Annotated in this window: 12 protein-coding genes; 8 read left to right on the forward strand and 4 right to left on the reverse strand. The window is 71.5% G+C overall.

The features are described 5' to 3' along the window. Positions 1–102 precede the first annotated feature (102 nt). From ACIHAD_RS17770 to ACIHAD_RS17780, 3 genes are read right to left on the reverse strand one after another with little or no spacing between them, the layout of a single operon-like run. Positions 103–1,626, reverse strand: a complete 1,524-nt coding sequence (locus tag ACIHAD_RS17770) for a tripartite tricarboxylate transporter permease (RefSeq protein WP_397355555.1) — start codon at positions 1,624–1,626, stop codon at positions 103–105. A 1-nt stretch (position 1,627) separates the two neighbouring features. Beyond that, positions 1,628–2,113 carry a tripartite tricarboxylate transporter TctB family protein gene (locus ACIHAD_RS17775; protein WP_397355556.1) on the reverse strand — a complete coding sequence of 162 codons (486 nt, stop codon included), beginning with the start codon at positions 2,111–2,113 and terminating at the stop codon, positions 1,628–1,630. Beyond that, complete coding sequence (locus ACIHAD_RS17780) at positions 2,113–3,084, reverse strand: tripartite tricarboxylate transporter substrate binding protein (RefSeq protein WP_397355557.1); 972 nt, start codon at positions 3,082–3,084, stop codon at positions 2,113–2,115. Before ACIHAD_RS17780 ends, ACIHAD_RS17775 begins: the two co-directional genes overlap by 1 nt. Before the next feature lie 145 nt (positions 3,085–3,229). Here ACIHAD_RS17780 and ACIHAD_RS17785 point away from each other — a divergent pair, with 145 nt between their 5' ends. The 3 genes from ACIHAD_RS17785 to ACIHAD_RS17795 all read left to right on the forward strand — a co-directional run bounded on the left by ACIHAD_RS17785 (position 3,230) and on the right by ACIHAD_RS17795 (position 7,541). After that, the gene (locus ACIHAD_RS17785; protein WP_397355559.1) at positions 3,230–4,795 is read left to right on the forward strand and encodes an ATP-binding protein; all 1,566 of its coding nucleotides are present in this window, start codon (positions 3,230–3,232) and stop codon (positions 4,793–4,795) included. Further along, the gene (locus ACIHAD_RS17790) at positions 4,792–5,454 is read left to right on the forward strand and encodes a response regulator (RefSeq protein WP_397355560.1); all 663 of its coding nucleotides are present in this window, start codon (positions 4,792–4,794) and stop codon (positions 5,452–5,454) included. The genes ACIHAD_RS17785 and ACIHAD_RS17790 overlap by 4 nt, the downstream gene beginning before the upstream one ends. 200 nt (positions 5,455–5,654) lie before the next feature. Next, positions 5,655–7,541 carry a VanW family protein gene (locus tag ACIHAD_RS17795; protein WP_397355561.1) on the forward strand — a complete coding sequence of 629 codons (1,887 nt, stop codon included), beginning with the start codon at positions 5,655–5,657 and terminating at the stop codon, positions 7,539–7,541. Positions 7,542–7,565: 24 nt separating this feature from the next. Here ACIHAD_RS17795 and ACIHAD_RS17800 read toward each other — a convergent pair whose 3' ends face one another. Then, a complete protein-coding gene (locus tag ACIHAD_RS17800; RefSeq protein ID WP_397355563.1) occupies positions 7,566–8,693 on the reverse strand; it encodes a PQQ-dependent sugar dehydrogenase in 1,128 nt (375 codons plus the stop codon). Between the two features lie 125 nt (positions 8,694–8,818). Here ACIHAD_RS17800 and ACIHAD_RS17805 point away from each other — a divergent pair, with 125 nt between their 5' ends. The 5 genes from ACIHAD_RS17805 (at position 8,819) to ilvC (ending at position 15,959) form a co-directional block, all read left to right on the forward strand. Then, positions 8,819–9,637 carry a 2-hydroxyacid dehydrogenase gene (locus ACIHAD_RS17805; protein WP_397355564.1) on the forward strand — a complete coding sequence of 273 codons (819 nt, stop codon included), beginning with the start codon at positions 8,819–8,821 and terminating at the stop codon, positions 9,635–9,637. 235 nt (positions 9,638–9,872) lie between these two features. Then, positions 9,873–12,488 carry a putative bifunctional diguanylate cyclase/phosphodiesterase gene (locus tag ACIHAD_RS17810; RefSeq protein WP_397355566.1) on the forward strand — a complete coding sequence of 872 codons (2,616 nt, stop codon included), beginning with the start codon at positions 9,873–9,875 and terminating at the stop codon, positions 12,486–12,488. A gap of 207 nt (positions 12,489–12,695) precedes the next feature. Beyond that, a complete protein-coding gene (locus ACIHAD_RS17815) occupies positions 12,696–14,435 on the forward strand; it encodes an acetolactate synthase large subunit (RefSeq protein WP_397355567.1) in 1,740 nt (579 codons plus the stop codon). Next, positions 14,428–14,952 (forward strand): acetolactate synthase small subunit, encoded by a 525-nt coding sequence (gene ilvN / locus ACIHAD_RS17820; protein WP_397355568.1) that lies wholly within the window; start codon positions 14,428–14,430, stop codon positions 14,950–14,952. The genes ACIHAD_RS17815 and ilvN overlap by 8 nt, the downstream gene beginning before the upstream one ends. A gap of 23 nt (positions 14,953–14,975) precedes the next feature. Next, on the forward strand, positions 14,976–15,959 hold the full coding sequence (ilvC, locus tag ACIHAD_RS17825) for a ketol-acid reductoisomerase (RefSeq protein WP_357973514.1): 984 nt from the start codon (positions 14,976–14,978) through the stop codon (positions 15,957–15,959). The last annotated feature ends 83 nt before the right edge of the window (positions 15,960–16,042 follow it).

Genomic DNA, 16,042 nt, shown 5'->3' on the forward strand with positions numbered 1-16,042 from the left:
CGACGGGGCCACCGAGGAGCCGCGCCCGTGAGCACCGCGCCTCCGGGAAGGGAGGCACCGGCCCCAAGAACCACCGGGCGTCGTTCCCGGTGGGCGGGCCGGTCAGTCCTCGCGTGACACGGGTGTGACCGCATCGACGCCCCGGCGTGCCATCAGCCGCCGCAACAGCGGCGTGAGCAGCGCGAGCAGGGCCAGGGCGAGGAGCACGGCGGCGATCGGGCTGCGTACCAGCACGCTCACGTCGCCCGCGCCGATGGCGAGCGCGCGGCGGAGCTGGATCTCGGCCATCGGCCCGAGGATCATGCCGATCACCGCGGGCGCGACGGGCAGGCCGAAGCGGCGCATGGAGAACCCGAGCAGGCCGAGGACGTACAGGACGAACAGGTCCACGACCGTGCCGTTCAGGGCGTAGACGCCGAGCGCGGCGAACAGCACGATCCCGGCGTACAGGTACGGCCGGGGGATGCGCAGGACGCGGGCCCACAGGGGCGCCAGCGGCAGGTTCAGCACGAGCAGCATCGTGTTGCCGACGAACAGCGAGGCGATCATCGCCCACACCAGGGCCGGGTTGTGGTCGAAGAGCTGCGGGCCGGGTTGCAGGCCGTACTGCTGGAAGGCGGCCAGCAGGATGGCGGCCGTGGCCGACGTGGGCAGGCCCAGCGTGAGCAGCGGGACCAGGGTCCCGGCCGCCGAGGCGTTGTTGGCCGCCTCCGGGCCCGCGACGCCCTCGATCGCGCCCTTGCCGTACTCCTCCTTGGCCACGCCCTTGGCCAGGCGCTTCTCGGCCGCGTACGACAGGAAGGTCGGGATCTCCGCGCCACCGCCGGGCAGCGCGCCGAACGGGAACCCGAGCGCGGTCCCGCGCAGCCACGGCAACCACGAGCGCCGCCAGTCGGCGCGGCCCATCCACGCCCGGCCCACGGGCACCACCTCGGGGGTGGCGTGCCGCAGCCTGGAGGCCACGTACAGGGCCTCGCCGACGGCGAACAGGCCCACCGCGACGATCACCACGTCGATGCCGTCGAGCAGTTGCGGGACACCCAGCGTGAGCCGCGCCTGACCGGTCTGCTGGTCGATGCCGATCAGGCCGATCACCAGCCCCAGCCCCAGGGAGGCCAGCCCGCGCACGATCGAGCGGGACAGCACCGACGACACGGCGGTGAAGGCCAGGATCGCCAGCGCGAAGTAGTCCTCGGGGCCGAACGAGATCGCGAAGCTCGCCACGGCGGGCGCGGCCACCACCAGCAGCGCCGTGGCGATCGTGCCCGCCACGAACGACCCGATGGCCGCCGTGGCCAGGGCCTGCGCCGCCCGCCCGCGCCTGGCCATCTTGTTGCCCTCCAGGGCGGTGATCATGGAGGACGACTCGCCGGGCGTGTTGAGCAGGATGGAGGTGGTCGAGCCGCCGTACATGCCGCCGTAGTAGATGCCGGCGAACATGATGAACGCGCTGGCCGGCGGCACGGTGAAGGTGATCGGCAGCAGCAGCGCCACGGTCATCGCGGGCCCGATGCCGGGCAGCACGCCGACCAGGGTGCCGAGGGTGACGCCGATCAGGGCGTACAGGAGGTTGACGGGGGTGAGCGCGGCGGCGAAGCCGTCCATCAGGAGGTCGATCGAGCCCATCTCAGATCACCCCGCCGAGCGGCCCGGCCGGCAGCGAGACGCCGAGCCCCTTGACGAACAGCAGGTACGTCGTCACGCCGAGGACCAAGGCCACCACGGCGGCCCGCAGTTTGTGCTCGGCCCCGAGCGCGACCGACAGGCCGAAGAACAGCAGGCCGGAGCCGATGACCCAGCCGAGCACGTCCAGGAGCGCGGCGAAGGCCAGGAAGACGCCGCTGACCAGCCCGACGCTGCGCCAGTCGGTGGGCGCGTCCGCGTCCACGTCCTCGCTCTCCTCGGGGTCGCCGGCGCCGCCGCGCAGCACGTCGATCACGTAGAGCGCGCCGATCAGCACCATGGCCCCGCCGACCAGCATGGGGAAGAAGCGCGGCCCGAGGCCGAGCTGGGAGGCCGCGGCCGAGACGTCGAGCGTGCCGACCAACACGAACACGCCCAGCCCGAGCACCACGACCGCCAGCCCGAGTTCGGGCCGCCACCAGCGAGCCATCAGGACACGAGCCCCATTTCGGCGATGATGCCCTTGACCTTGGTCTCCTCGGACTTCAGGTAGTCGGCGAACTGCTGCCCGGTCTGGAAGGAGTCGATCCAGCCGTTCTTGGCGACGGCGTCCTTCCACGGCTGGGAGTCGTGCATCTTGGTGACCAGGTCGGTGAGGGACTTCTTGGCGGCCTCGTCCAGGCCGCCGGGGGCGACGAAGCCGCGCCAGTTGGCCAGCTCGACGTCCAGGCCGCCCTCCTTGAGGGTCGGCGCGTCCAGGCCGGCCACGCGCGAGCCGCTGCTGACGGCCAGCGCCCGCAGCTTGCCGGACTTCACGTGCTCGGCGAACTCGCCGACGCCCGAGATGCCCGCGCTGACCTTGCTGCCCAGCAGCGCGTTGAGCGCCTCGCCGCCGCCGGAGTGCGCGATGTAGTTGACCTGCTTGGGGTCCACGCCGGCGGCCTTGGCCATCAGCCCGGCCACGATGTGGTCGGTGCCGCCCGCCGAGCCGCCCGCCACGGAGACCTTCGCCGGGTCGGCCTTCCACGCGGCGACCATGTCGGCCAGCGTCTTGAACGGGGAGTCCGCCGGGACCACGACGATCTCGTACTCCTCGGTCAGCTTGGCGATGGGGGTGGTCTCGGCCAGGGTGACCTTCGACTTGTTCTGCTCGATGGCGCCCACCATGACCAGGCCCATGGTCATCAGCAGGTTGCCGTTGCCCTTCTCGCCGGCGAGCTGGGCCAGGCCGATCGTGCCGCCCGCGCCCGGCACGTTGTAGACCTCGACCTTGCGCTTGGGGTCGGCCGTCTTGAGCGCCTGCTCGGCCGTGCGGGCGGTCTGGTCCCAGCCGCCGCCGGCCGCCGCGGGGGCCATGATCCGCAGGGACGCGTCGCCGCCTGAGGCGCCGGTCCCGCCGCAGCCGGACAGGGCGGTGACGGAGAGTGCCGCCAGGGCGGCGGCGAATACGCGCAAGCGCATGATCACTCCAAGGGGGGATTCTCACAGTCGTAGGGCTGCGATGGTGATGCCCGTTCCCCGCGCGGTCGAGGCTTTGGGCGATTGCCGTCATAGTGGTCGTATTGGTCGCGACCTGGCCGTGACCTGGCTTTGTTTCCATGTGGGCGTGCGCAGGGTTACCGATGCCCCCCTCGGCACCCAGTTGTTCGTGCTCCAGATGGTGATCGTGCTGCTCGCCGTCGGCGGCACGGCCGGTGTGTGGGCCGGGCACACACGGGAGCAGCTCGACGCGCTGCACCAGCAGCGCGCCTTGGCCATCGCCCAGTCGGTGGCCGCCCTTCCGCAGGTACGCGACGCCTTCCGGCTGGAGAACCCGGAGTCGGTGCTGCAACCGCTGGCGCTCAGCGTCCAGCACGAGACCGGAGCCGACTACGTGGCCATCGCCAACGCCGAGCAGAAGCGCTACGCCCATCCCAACGCCGCCCTGATCGGCAAGCGGCTGTCCACCGACGGCACCGCGGTCCTGCGTACGGGCCGGAGCTGGGTGGGCACCGAGACCGGCACGATCGGCACCACGGTCAGGGGCAAGACCCCCATCCGCGACGAATACGGCAACGTCATCGGCTTGGTGTCGGTCGGCGTGCTCCAGACCACGGTCACCGGCCAGCTCGGCGGCGCGCTGCCGCCGCTGATCTGGACCGCGCTGGCGGTGCTGCTGGCCGGTCTGGCGCTGGCCGCGCTGATCACCGCCCGGGTGCGCAGGCAGACGTTCGGGCTGGAGCCGCGCGAGATCGCCGCGCTGCTGGAGCAGCGCGAGGGCGTGCTGCACGGCGTGAAGGAGGGCGTGCTCGCCCTCGACCTGGCCGGGCGCGTCACGCTGGTCAACGACGCGGCCCGCGACCTGCTCGGCGACCTGGGGGCCGACGTGACGAGCATGCCGGTCTCCGAGCGCATGCGCGACGTGCTGACCGGCGCCGACCCTGGCGAGGACCGCGTGGTGCTGCACGGCGACCGCGTGCTGGTGCTCAACAGGACCCCGGTCGCGGTACGCGGCCGGCACCGCGGCTGGGTCGTCACCCTGCGCGACCGCACCGAGCTGGTGCGCCTGGCCCGCGAGCTGGACGACAGCAGCAGCGCCACCGAGGCCCTGCGCGCCCAGGCCCACGAGTTCGCCAACCGCATGCACACGGTCGTCGGCCTGCTGGAGCTCGGCGAGCACGAGGCCGCGATCGGCTTCATCACCCGCACCACGGGCGGCGCGTACGCCACCGGCCTGCGCGAACGCGTCCAGGACCCCACGCTGGCCGCGCTGCTGCTGGCCAAGTCGGCGGAGGCGGCCGAACGCGGGGCGCGGCTGGTGCTGGCGGAGGACTCCGCCGTGCCCGAGGGCGCGCTCGGCGACCCGCAGGACGCCGTCCTGGTGGTCGGGAACCTGGTCGCCAACGCGATCGACGCCCTCGACGGCGCGGGCGGGACGATCGAGGTGTCGGTCGTGGCCGACGCCGAGGGCCTGCACGTCCGCGTCGGCGACTCCGGCCCCGGCATCACCCCCGAGCTGGTGGAGGAGGTCTTCAGGGAGGGCTTCACGACGAAGGCCGCCCATTCGGGGCCGCGCGGCCTGGGCCTGGCCCTGACCCGGCAGGCGTGCCTGCGCAGGGGCGGCTGGGTCCGGGTCCGCAACGCGGGAGGCGCCGTCTTCACCGCCCTGCTGCCCGCCGAGGCCCGCGGATGAACGACGTACGGGTCCTGGTGGTGGACGACGACTTCATGGTCGCCCGCATCCACAGCGGGTACGTCTCGCGCGTCCCCGGCTTCGAGGTGGTCGCCGTGGCGCACGGCGGGGCCGACGCGCTCGCCGCCGTGGCCGAGTTCCGGCCCGACCTGGTCCTGCTCGACATCTACCTGCCCGACATGTCCGGCCTGGAGGTGCTCAAGTCCCTCACCGACGTGGACGTCCTGATGATCAGCGCGGCCCGCGACGTGGCCACGGTCAGGGAGGCCATGCGCGGCGGCGCGGTCAACTATCTGATCAAGCCGTTCACCGCCGCCGCGCTCACCGAACGCCTCCGCCAGTACGCCGACACCCGCAGGCGGCTCACCGCCATCGGCCCCCAGGCCCGCCAGGACGACGTGGACCGGCTCTTCGGCGCGCCCCAGCAGCCCGTCCCGGTGCCGAAGGGCCTGTCGCCGGCCACCTGCGCGCTGGTGGCCGGGGCGCTGCGTGAGTCCGGGCGCGACCTGTCGGCGGCCGAGACGGCCGAGCTCACGGGCCTGTCGAGGGTGAGCGCGCGGCGGTATCTGGAGCACCTGTGCGCCTCGGGCCGGGCCGGGCTCCACCCCAGGTACGGCACCGCGGGACGGCCGGAACATCGCTACCGGTGGCTAGGTTGACACACTTCCGTATTCGTTTCTCGTGACATAGTCGGATACTCGTGCCTTACTGTTGCCTGAGACTTGGCTGCGGACCGGGAGGAGATTGAGGCGTGCGAAACGCCGGACCGATCGAATCACCGACCGACCCGTTCGCCTCGGTGCCACTGCCCACGTCGGGTGTCTCCAAGAAGCCGCGGATCGAAGGATTACCTCCGGGCGTGTCCCGTGACATCTTCGGCCCGCAGGACCAGCAGGAGCCCCGGCCGGCCCCAGGACCGAGCGCGCCCGGCGGTCAGACCGGCGGGGCGCTGCCACCGAAGGCGCCGCCCGCGCAGCCGTGGCCGATGAGGGACAAGGACCCCGCCGCGTCCGCCCCGGTGTTCGGGGGGAGCGGCGGCGACCGGCCGTCCTCCTTCGAGCCGGAGCCCGCCCGCCGGCGCCGTCTGCTGCCCGGGGTGCTGGTGCTGGTGCTCGTCCTGGCCGCGCTGGCGTACGTGGTGCCGGCCGTGATGATGTCGGGGGCCGTGCTGCGCGGCACCCGCGTGGGCGGCGTGGAGATCGGCGGCCTGACCGTCACGCAGGCGGCCGACAAGCTGCGCACCGAGCTGGGCGCCCGGCTCAGCCGGCCGGTCACGGTGGACGTCGGCGGCAAGAAGGACACCATCCAGCCCGACGAGGCCGGGCTCGAACTCGACGTGGTCGGCACCATCGGGCAGGCCCCCAGCGGCTTCCCCGGCCCCGTCGAGGTCTGGCACGGACTGACCGGCACGACCGACGTCCCGCCCAAGGTGACCATCGACTCCTCCCAGCTCACCAGGACCGTCGAGGGCCTGGCCGAAGGCGTGGACAAGCAGGCCCGCGAGGGCAGGGTGGTCTTCTCCGGGCTGACGCCGAAGGCCCGCATGCCCGAGGACGGCGTGCTCCTCGACCGGGACGACGCCGTACGCCGGATCGGCGACACCTTCCTGCGCGGCGGCGGCGCGGTGGTGCTCAACATGCGCCCGGCCAAGCCCGCCACCACGACGGAGGCCGTCGAGTCGGCCCTGGCCGAGGCCAGGAAGGCCGTCTCCGCGCCGGTCACGCTGACCCTGGCCGGCAAGCAGGCCCAGCTCACCCCGGCCGTGATCGCCGCCCACCTGTCCTACGTGCCCGACGGCGAGGGCGCGCTCGTCCCCGCGTTCGACGCCGAGGCCGCGCTCGCGCCGGTGGAGAACAGCCTCGTGGACGCCACACAGCAACCGCGCGACGCGACGTACCAGATCGTCGGCGACAAGCCGGTGCTGGTGCCCGCGCGCAAGGGCAGGGGCGTGAACGCCAAGCTGCTGGCCCGCGACATCGAGAAGCTGCTCACCTCGGACGGCCCGCGGACCGTGGAGGTCAAGCTGGGCGTGGTCACCCCGGAGGTCACCACCGGCCAGATCCGCGGCCTCGGCATCAAGGAGAACGTCGGCACGTTCAGCACGACCTTCGACTGCTGCCCGCCCCGCGTCACCAACATCCGGCGCATGGCCCAGGAGCTCGACGGCAGGCTGGTCAAGCCGGGCGAGACGCTCTCGCTCAACGAGGCGACCGGCGAGCGCACGATCGAGGACGGCTACGTCCGGGCCGGCCAGATCGTCGGCGGCCGGATGGTGGACATCGTCGGCGGCGGCGTCTCCCAGTTCGCCACCACCATGTACAACGCGGCCTTCCTCGGCGGCTTCGACCTGGTCGAGCACGAGCCCATGGACTACTACGCGCCCTCCTACCCCGCCGGGCGCGACGTGGCGCTGCTCTACCCCGACCGCGACCTCAAGTGGCGCAACGACTCCGAGTACGGCGTGCTGATCAAGACCGCGACCACCTCCACGACGGTCACCGTCACCCTGTGGAGCACCAAGCGGTACGACAAGGTCGAGGCGGTCGAGTCCGAGCGGCGCGACTTCAAGCCGTTCGGCCGGGCGACCAGCGGTGAGCCGGGCTGCGTGGCGGCCATGGGCCAGCAGGGCTTCACGATCGACGTCACCCGCGTGTTCTACAAGGACGGCGAGGCCGTCAAGAAGGACAAGAAGCTGGTCACCAAGTACCGGCCGCAGACCGCGCTCACCTGCGGCACGACCGGCTGAGTCAGTACGGCTATGTCCCCACGGCTAGGGCATGGGGACCGAGATGATCCGGTCGTCCCCGGGGCGTGGTGAGCCGCGGCCGTCCTTGTTGCTGGTGCCCACCCACAGGGTGCCGCCGGGTGCCGCGGTGACCGCCCGCAGCCTCCCGTAGCGGCCGGTCAGGCGGGCCACGGGCGTGCCCGGCGAGCCGTCCCGGCCCAGCGGCACCTGCCACAGCCGCTGGCCGCGCAGCGTGCCCACCCACAGCCCGCCGTCCGCGTACGCCATGCCGGACGGCGACGCCTCGCCGGTGGACCAGGTGAGGATGGGGTTGACGAAGCGGGCGTCGTGCCCCTTGCCCTCGACCACCGGCCAGCCGTAGTTGGCGCCCGGCCGGACCAGGTTGATCTCGTCGTAGGTGTTCGCGCCGAACTCGGAGGCGTACAGGCGGCCCGCGGTGTCCCAGGCCAGGCCCTCGACGTTGCGGTGGCCGTAGCTGTAGACGAGCGTGCCGAACGGGTTGCCGGGGGCGGGGGCGCCGTCCACGGTCATGCGCAGGATCTTGCCGCCGAGCGAGTCGCGCCGCTGGGCCAGCTCGCGCTCGCCGGTCTCGCCGGTGGTGGCGTACAGGTAGCCGTCGGGGCCGAAGGCGAGCCGGCCGCCGTTGTGGATGCCGCCCTTCGGGATGCCCCGCACGATCACCTGCTCGTCGCCGAGGCCGTTCTGGCCGAGCCGGTAGCGGACGATCCGGTTGTCCTGCTCGGCGGTGTAGTAGAGGAAGACCTGCCGGTCCTTGACCGCCACGCCCAGCAGGCCGCCCTCGCCGCCGGGCCGCGCGTCGGCGATCCGGCCGAGCTCGGTGACCTTGCCCGCGGGGGTGACGCGCAGCAGCCTGGCCGTGTCCCGCTCGGTGACCAGGGCGTCCCCGCCGGGCAGGAAGGCGATCGCCCACGGCACGGCCAGGCCGGTCACCACGTCCTTGGGCGCGCCGGGCGCGACGGCCGCCGGGACGGAGGCCGTAGGGGCGGCCGTCGTGGCGGCGGTCGTGGCGGCGGTGGGGGCGGCGGTGGGGGCGGCGGCCGTCAGGCGCGTCTGGCCGTCGCCCGAGCAGGCGGCCAGCGCGGCCAGCACGGCCGGCGCGGTCAGGAGCACGATCGTCCGGAGCTTCCTCATGTGTTCCATACTTCCCCGCGGGTCGTAAGGTTCTCGGCATGAAGATCTGGGTTCCGTCCGAAGCGGCGGCGGAGGTCCTGTCTGACCTGCCGGGCGTCGAATTCGCTGTTTACGATGGTTCGTCCATGCCGGACGGCCTCGAGGACGTCGAGGTCTGGATCCCGCCGCTGGTCGTGGTGCCCGACGTGCCGGGGACGCTGGCGCGGATGCGCTCGCTGCGGCTGGTGCAGACGGTCACCGCGGGGGTGGAGCCGTACCGGCCGCACCTGCCCGAGGGGGCGGTGTTGTGCAACGCCCGCGGCGTGCACGACGCCGGCACCGCCGAGTGGGCGGTCGGCGCGATGATCGCGGTGCTCAGGGAGTTCCCCGGGTTCACCGACGCCCAGCGCAGGGGCGAGTGGACCTACCACCACACCGGCGTGCTCGCCGACTCCACCGTGCTGATCGTCGGCCACGGGTCCATCGGCGCGGCGGTCGAACGGCGGCTGAGCGGCTTCGAGGTCGAGGTCGTCCGGGTGGCCAGGAGCGCGCGCGAGGGCGTGCACGCGATGGAGGAGCTGCCCGCGCTGCTGCCGGGAGCCGACGTCGTGGTCCTGCTCGTGCCCGCCACGGCCGACACCGCGGGCATGGTCGACGGCGCCTTCCTGGCCCGCATGAAGGACGGCGCCGTCCTGGTCAACGCGGCCAGGGGCGGCGTGGTCGACACAGAAGCGCTGATCGCCGAGCTCAAAACCGGTAGGCTACGCGCCGCGCTCGACGTCACCGCGCCCGAGCCGCTGCCCGAGGGCCACCCCCTCTGGAGCGCGCCGGGCGTGCTGATCACACCGCACATCGCGGGCAGCACCCCCGCCTCCGTGCGGCGCACGCTCCGGCTGATCCGCGAGCAGCTCGGCCGTTACCTCGCAGGTGAACAGTTGATCAACGTCATTTCCGACTCGTATTGAGAGGATTCCGGAACGTGGCTGGTCCGTGACCTTTCGTGCGTACGGTGGCGTCTGCAGGGAGTTCCTGACTCGCTGTCAAGGAACTCTTGGCGGAAATTGGTCTGTGTGGTTATCAGATCGGTGACGACATCGGCGTTGTCACCACCCGCGCATCCGCGACCGCACACACTGGCGATGTGCTCGCCGGGCTTCGGCGGTCACTGGTGCAGGGTTCAAGACGGGATGGGCAACGACTGTGATCCGCTGGCGTGATCCACGGGCGCCGCTGGCCGCCGCAGGGGCGGCCGGAGTGGTGGCGTTCGCCGCCGCGCTCCTCGCGGGCGGGCCGGCCCTGCTGACCGGGGCCGTGGCCGGAGGCGTGGCGGCCCTCGTCGTCGCCGCCTCGCTGCTGGTGGTCTCGGTCAGGTCGGCCGAACACCGCTCGACGGCGATGGCCGCGCGCTGGATGGGCGGCGGCACCGTCGTGTGGGCCGCGGGCGTGGCGCTCCGTTCGGTCGCCACGAGCTTCGTCGTCAGCTTCGCCGACCTGTTCGTCCTGCTCGGCACCGTGATCATCGCGGGCGGCGCGCTGATCGCCGCCGACCGCAGGTTCCCGGCCAAGGTCGCTCTACGGCATCTCACGGACGCGTACCTGTGCGCGGCCTCGCTCTTCCTCATCGGCTGGGTGGTCGCGCTGCGCCACTACTACGAGGACACCGGCGACGCGCCCACGTTCACGTTCGCCATGGTGCCGCCGATGATCGCGTTGCTCGTCACCTGCGGGGTGATCCCCTCGGTGCTCACCAGCAGGGCGGGCTCCTGGCTGCTCGGCCTGGCCGGGGTGGGCGTGCTCGCCACCATGACCGTGGGCGGGCTGTCGGCCGCCATGGCCCGCCTGTCCGGCGACCAGCCGCCCATGTGGACCGTCATGCTCGTGCCCGTCGCGCTGCTGCTGCTGGCCGCCGTGCCCTGGGGGCCGCGGGCGCGGCCGGTCGGCGGTCCCGTCGTGCGCAACGTGGTCGCGATGATGCCGCTCGCGCTCGTCGCCGTGGCCACCTGCACGCTGCTGGCCCACCTCGCCGGAGCCCGTGCCGCGCAGCCGGTGACCGGCGTCGTGGTGGTCGCCGTCTCCGTGGTGCTGCTCCTGCTCGTACGCCTGTTCGTGCTCTCGGCGGCCTCCATCCGGCTGCGCGGCCTGGTCTCGCTGGGCGAGCGGCAGCTCAGGGAGCTGGCCGAGAGCACCGGCGACGTGGTGCTGCTGTGCGACTACGAGGGCGTCGTCCACGAGATCGGCGCCGGTGTCGAGGTCACCTACGGCTACACCCCGGAGGAGCTGGTCGGCGGCTCGATCTTCGACTACATCCACCCCGAGGACGTCCCCGGCATCCAGGCCGCGATGCGCGCCATGACCACCGACGAGGAGGGCGCCGCGCCGGGCGCCTGCATGATCGCCTGCCGGGTGCGCGCCGCCGACGGCACCTGGCGGCCCACCGAGTCCGTCGCCACCCGCCACATCGGCGGCGACGACCTCATGCTCGTCACCACCCGCGACGTCAGCGACGAGGAGGCCCTGCGCAACCAGGTCGCCCACCTGACCTTCCACGACGGCGTCACCGGGCTGCCCAACCGCGCCTACTTCGAGGAACGCACCCGCGAGGTGCTGTCGGGCCGCACGTCCGGCAACGTCGCGGTCATCTTCCTCGACCTCGACGGGTTCACCTCGGTCAACGACTCGGTGGGGCACGCCAGCGGCGACTACCTGCTCGGCCAGGCCGCCCGGCGGCTGCGCGGGGCCGTACGCGCCGACGACACGCTGGCCCGGTGGGGCGGCGACGAGTTCGCCGTGCTCGTGGAGACCGGCGGCGACGCGCAGATGGCCGTGGACATGGCCGAACGCCTGGTACGCGCGGTCTCCCAGGAGCCGTTCCGGGTCGCCGACCGCGACGTGGCGCTGACCGCGAGCGTGGGCGTGGCCTTCACCGAGGACGGCCTGCCCGCCGGCGACCTCATGCGCAACGCCGATGTGGCGATGGCGCGTTCCAAGGAACTGGGCGGGCGGCGGGTCGAGGTGTTCGCCGCGCAGATGCACGCCGACGTGGTCCGCCGCCTGGAGCTGGCCGCCGACCTGCAGCGGGCGCTCATCGAGCAGCAGTTCGCCATCGAGTACCAGCCCGTGGTCGACCTGGCCACATCCCGGGTGACCGCGGTCGAGGCGCTGGTGCGGTGGTGGCGCGGCTCGGTGTTCGTGCCGCCCGAGCAGTTCCTCGGCCCGGCCGAGGACACCGGGCTGATCGTGCCGCTGAGCGAGTGGATCCTGCGCGAGGCGTGCCGCGAGGTGGCGGCCTGGCGGGCGTCCTCGTGGGACATCGGCCTGTCGCTCAACCTGTCGGCGCGGCAGATCACCGCCCCCCGGTTCGTCGAGACCGTCGAGCAGGCGCTGGCCGAGAGCGGCCTGCCCGCCTCCGCGCTCACCCTTGAGGTGATAGAGGAAATGCTCGTCGAGGACGCCGAGGAGACCATCAAGCGGCTGTCGGAGCTGCGGTCGCTGGGCGTGCGGCTGGCGATCGACGACTTCGGCACCGGCTACGCCTCGCTGGCCTTCCTCAGGCAGCTCCCGGTCGACATGATCAAGATCGACCCGTCGTTCGTGTCGGGGCTGGGCAGGGACGACACGCTGACCCTGCTCACCCGTACGATCGTGCGGCTCGGCCACGACCTCGGGCTCACCGTGGTGGCCGAGGGCATCGAACGGCCCGAGCAGCTGGAGCTGCTGCGCGAGATGGGCTGCACCAGGGGGCAGGGATTCCTGGTGGCACGTCCCATGGCGGCCCGCGGCGTGGACAGCCTGATGCGTACGAGTCTCACTGTTTGAGACTCGTGTCCCGCCAAGTTGACACCGGGGCGTTCTGAGCGGCTATGGTGTAAGCCATGCTTCGCAGTGAGATTCTCGTAGTACTTCGCCGGCGCGCAGGCCGATAGCGAAGCACTCCGACCTGCGCGCCGCCCCAGACCCACCCCCGCCGGTGGGAAGGGGCATTTTTTATGTCCTTAAGTGAGTAGCCACGCAAGGAACGAGCCGATGACCGAACGGATGACAGGTGCACAGGCCCTGGTGAGGGCGCTGGAGCACGTGGGAGTCGACACCGTGTTCGGGATCCCGGGCGGCGCGATTCTGCCCGCCTACGATCCCCTCTACGACTCGACCAAGGTCCGGCACGTGCTTGTACGGCACGAGCAGGGCGCCGGCCACGCGGCCGAGGGTTACGCGCAGGCCACCGGCAAGGTGGGCGTGTGCATGGCGACCAGCGGCCCCGGAGCCACCAACCTGGTCACCCCCATCGCCGACGCCTTCATGGACTCGGTGCCGATCGTGGCGATCACCGGCCAGGTCGCCGCGCCGATGATCGGCACGGACGCGTTCCAGGAAGCCGACATCTCCGGCATCACCATGCCGATCACGAAGCACAACTTCCTGATCACCGATCCGGCGGACATCCCCCGCACGATCATGGAGGCGTTCCACATCGCCTCGACCGGCCGTCCGGGGCCGGTGCTGGTGGACATCTCCAAGGACGCGTTGCAGGCCCAGACCACCTTCAGCTGGCCGCCTGTCATGCAGCTCCCGGGCTACCGCCCGGTCACCAGGCCGCATTCCAAGCAGATCCGCGAGGCCGCCAAGCTCATCGCCGAGTCCCGGCGGCCCGTCCTGTACGTCGGCGGCGGCGTCCACAAGGCCGGCGCGTCGGCCGAGCTCCTGCAGCTCGCCGAGCTGACCGGCATCCCGGTCGTCACCACCCTGATGGCTCGTGGCACGTTCCCCGACAGCCACCCCCAGCACATGGGCATGCCGGGCATGCACGGTAGCGTCTCGGCCGTGGGCGCGCTGCAGAGATCCGACCTGATCATCGGGCTGGGCGTGCGCTTCGACGACCGGGTGACCGGCAACCTGTCCTCGTTCGCGCCGCAGGCCAAGATCGTGCACGCCGACATCGACCCCGCCGAGATCTCCAAGAACCGGCACGCCGACGTGCCCATCGTGGGTGACTGCAAGGAGGTCATCAGCGATCTCGTCGGCGCGATCCAGGCCTCGGGCCAGAAGGGCGACTACACCGACTGGTGGACCGTCCTGAACGGCTACAAGGAGACCTACCCGCTGGGCTACGAGACGTTCGAGGACGGCACGCTGGCCCCCCAGTACGTCATGGAGCGGTTGAGCGCCATCGCCGGGCCCGACGCGTACTACGTGTCCGGGGTCGGGCAGCACCAGATGTGGGCCGCGCAGTTCATCGACTACGAGAACCCCGGGACGTTCATCAACTCCGGCGGTCTCGGCACGATGGGCTTCGCCGTCCCGGCCGCCATGGGCGCGAAGATGGGCCGGCCGGAGGCCACGGTGTGGGCCATCGACGGCGACGGCTGTTTCCAGATGACCAACCAGGAGCTGGCCACCTGTGCCCTGGAGGGCGTGCCGGTCAAGATCGCCGTCATCAACAACGGCAATCTCGGCATGGTCCGCCAGTGGCAGACGCTCTTCTACGAGGAGCGTTACTCCAACACCAACCTGCAGACCGCGCGTCGCATCCCCGACTTCGTCAAACTGGCGGAGGCCTATGGTTGTGTGGGCCTGCGGTGTGAGCGCGCCGAGGACGTCGACGCGACCATCAGGAAGGCCATGGAGATCAACGACGTGCCGGTCGTGATCGACTTCGTCGTCCACCAGGACGCCATGGTGTGGCCCATGGTCGCGGCCGGCACCAGCAACGACGACATCAAGATCGCCCGGGACATGGCGCCGAAGTGGGAGAACGAGGATGAGTAGGCACACGCTGTCCGTGCTCGTGGAGAACAAGCCGGGCGTTCTCGCACGTGTTTCCGCGCTGTTCAGCAGGCGGGGGTTCAACATCGACTCGCTCGCCGTCGGGCCCACCGAGCACGACGACATCTCGCGCATCACCATCGTGGTGAGCGTCGAGGAACTGCCCCTTGAGCAGGTCACCAAGCAGCTCAACAAGCTGGTCAACGTCCTGAAGATCGTCGAGCTGGACCCGTCACAGTCGGTCCAGCGCGAACTCATGCTGATCAAGGTCAAGGCCGACGCCGAGAACCGGTCGCACGTCCTAGAACTCGTCAACCTCTTCCGCGCCCGCTGCGTGGACGTCGCGGCCGACGCGGTGACCATCGAGGTCACCGGCACCCCCGACAAGCTGGACGCGTTCGTCAAGGTCCTTGAGCCGTTCGGGATCAAAGAACTCGTCCAGTCGGGCATGGTGGCCATCGGCCGCGGCGCCCGTTCCATTACCGACCGGTCCCTCAGGGCACTGGACCGTACCGCCTGAAAGGTTTTATTCAAGTGACCGAGATCTACTACGACGACCAGGCCGACCTGTCGATCATCCAGGGGCGTCACGTGGCCGTGCTGGGGTACGGCAGCCAGGGCCACGCCCACGCGCTCTCCCTGCGTGACTCCGGCGTCGACGTGCGCGTCGGCCTCCCCGAGGGCTCCAAGAGCCGCGAGAAGGCGGAGAACGACGGGCTGCGGGTCGTCACCCCGGCCGAGGCGGTGGAGGAGGCCAACCTCACCATGATCCTCGCGCCGGACCACATCCAGCGCCACCTGTACGCCGAGCACGTCGCCCCCAACCTCGTCGAGGGCGACGCGCTGTTCTTCGGCCACGGCCTCAACATCCGTTACGGCCTCATCGAGGCGCCCGAGGGCGTCGACGTCTGCATGGTCGCCCCGAAGGGCCCGGGCCACCTGGTCCGCCGCCAGTTCGAGGCCGGCCGTGGCGTCCCGTGTCTGGTCGCCGTCGAGAAGGACGCCTCCGGCAAGGCTCTGGACCTGGCGCTGTCGTACGCCAAGGGCATCGGCGGCACCCGCGCCGGCGCGCTGCGCACCACCTTCACCGAGGAGACCGAGACCGACCTGTTCGGCGAGCAGGCCGTGCTGTGCGGCGGCGTCTCCGAGCTGATCAAGGCGGGCTTCGAGACCCTCATCGAGGCCGGCTACCAGCCCGAGGTCGCCTACTTCGAGTGCCTCCACGAGATGAAGCTCATCGTCGACCTCATGTACGAGGGCGGCATCTCCAAGATGTACTGGTCGGTCTCCGACACCGCCGAGTACGGCGGCTACACCCGTGGCCCGCGCGTCATCACCGACGAGACCCGTCAGGAGATGCGCCGCATCCTCGGCGAGATCCAGGACGGCACCTTCGCCCGGCAGCTCGTCGAGGAGTTCGACGGCGGCCAGAAGGAGTTCACGCGCCACCGCGAGGAGCTGGCCGAGAACCCGATCGAGAAGACGGGTGCCAAGCTGCGCCCGATGATGAGCTGGCTCAAGGCCTGACCTTCACGCGTCGCCCGCCCGCTGCACCGTCATCGGGCGGGCGATGCTTTTCCCCCGACTCCGGGGGGCTCGGGCGGTCCGAT

Origin of the sequence: Nonomuraea sp. NPDC052265 (assembly GCF_044547985.1) — a bacterium.
Taxonomy (GTDB): domain Bacteria; phylum Actinomycetota; class Actinomycetes; order Streptosporangiales; family Streptosporangiaceae; genus Nonomuraea.

Excerpts from the sequence above, each read along its gene's own strand:
- ACIHAD_RS17770 (WP_397355555.1), bottom strand. The coding sequence starts at position 1,626 with ATGGGCTCGATCGACCTCCTGATGGACGGCTTCGCCGCCGCGCTCACC.
- ACIHAD_RS17775 (WP_397355556.1), bottom strand. The coding sequence starts at position 2,113 with ATGGCTCGCTGGTGGCGGCCCGAACTCGGGCTGGCGGTCGTGGTGCTC.
- ACIHAD_RS17780 (WP_397355557.1), bottom strand. The coding sequence starts at position 3,084 with ATGCGCTTGCGCGTATTCGCCGCCGCCCTGGCGGCACTCTCCGTCACC.
- ACIHAD_RS17790 (WP_397355560.1), top strand. The coding sequence starts at position 4,792 with ATGAACGACGTACGGGTCCTGGTGGTGGACGACGACTTCATGGTCGCC.
- ACIHAD_RS17800 (WP_397355563.1), bottom strand. The coding sequence starts at position 8,693 with ATGAGGAAGCTCCGGACGATCGTGCTCCTGACCGCGCCGGCCGTGCTG.
- ACIHAD_RS17805 (WP_397355564.1), top strand. The coding sequence starts at position 8,819 with ATGCCGGACGGCCTCGAGGACGTCGAGGTCTGGATCCCGCCGCTGGTC.
- ACIHAD_RS17815 (WP_397355567.1), top strand. The coding sequence starts at position 12,696 with ATGACCGAACGGATGACAGGTGCACAGGCCCTGGTGAGGGCGCTGGAG.
- ilvN (WP_397355568.1), top strand. The coding sequence starts at position 14,428 with ATGAGTAGGCACACGCTGTCCGTGCTCGTGGAGAACAAGCCGGGCGTT.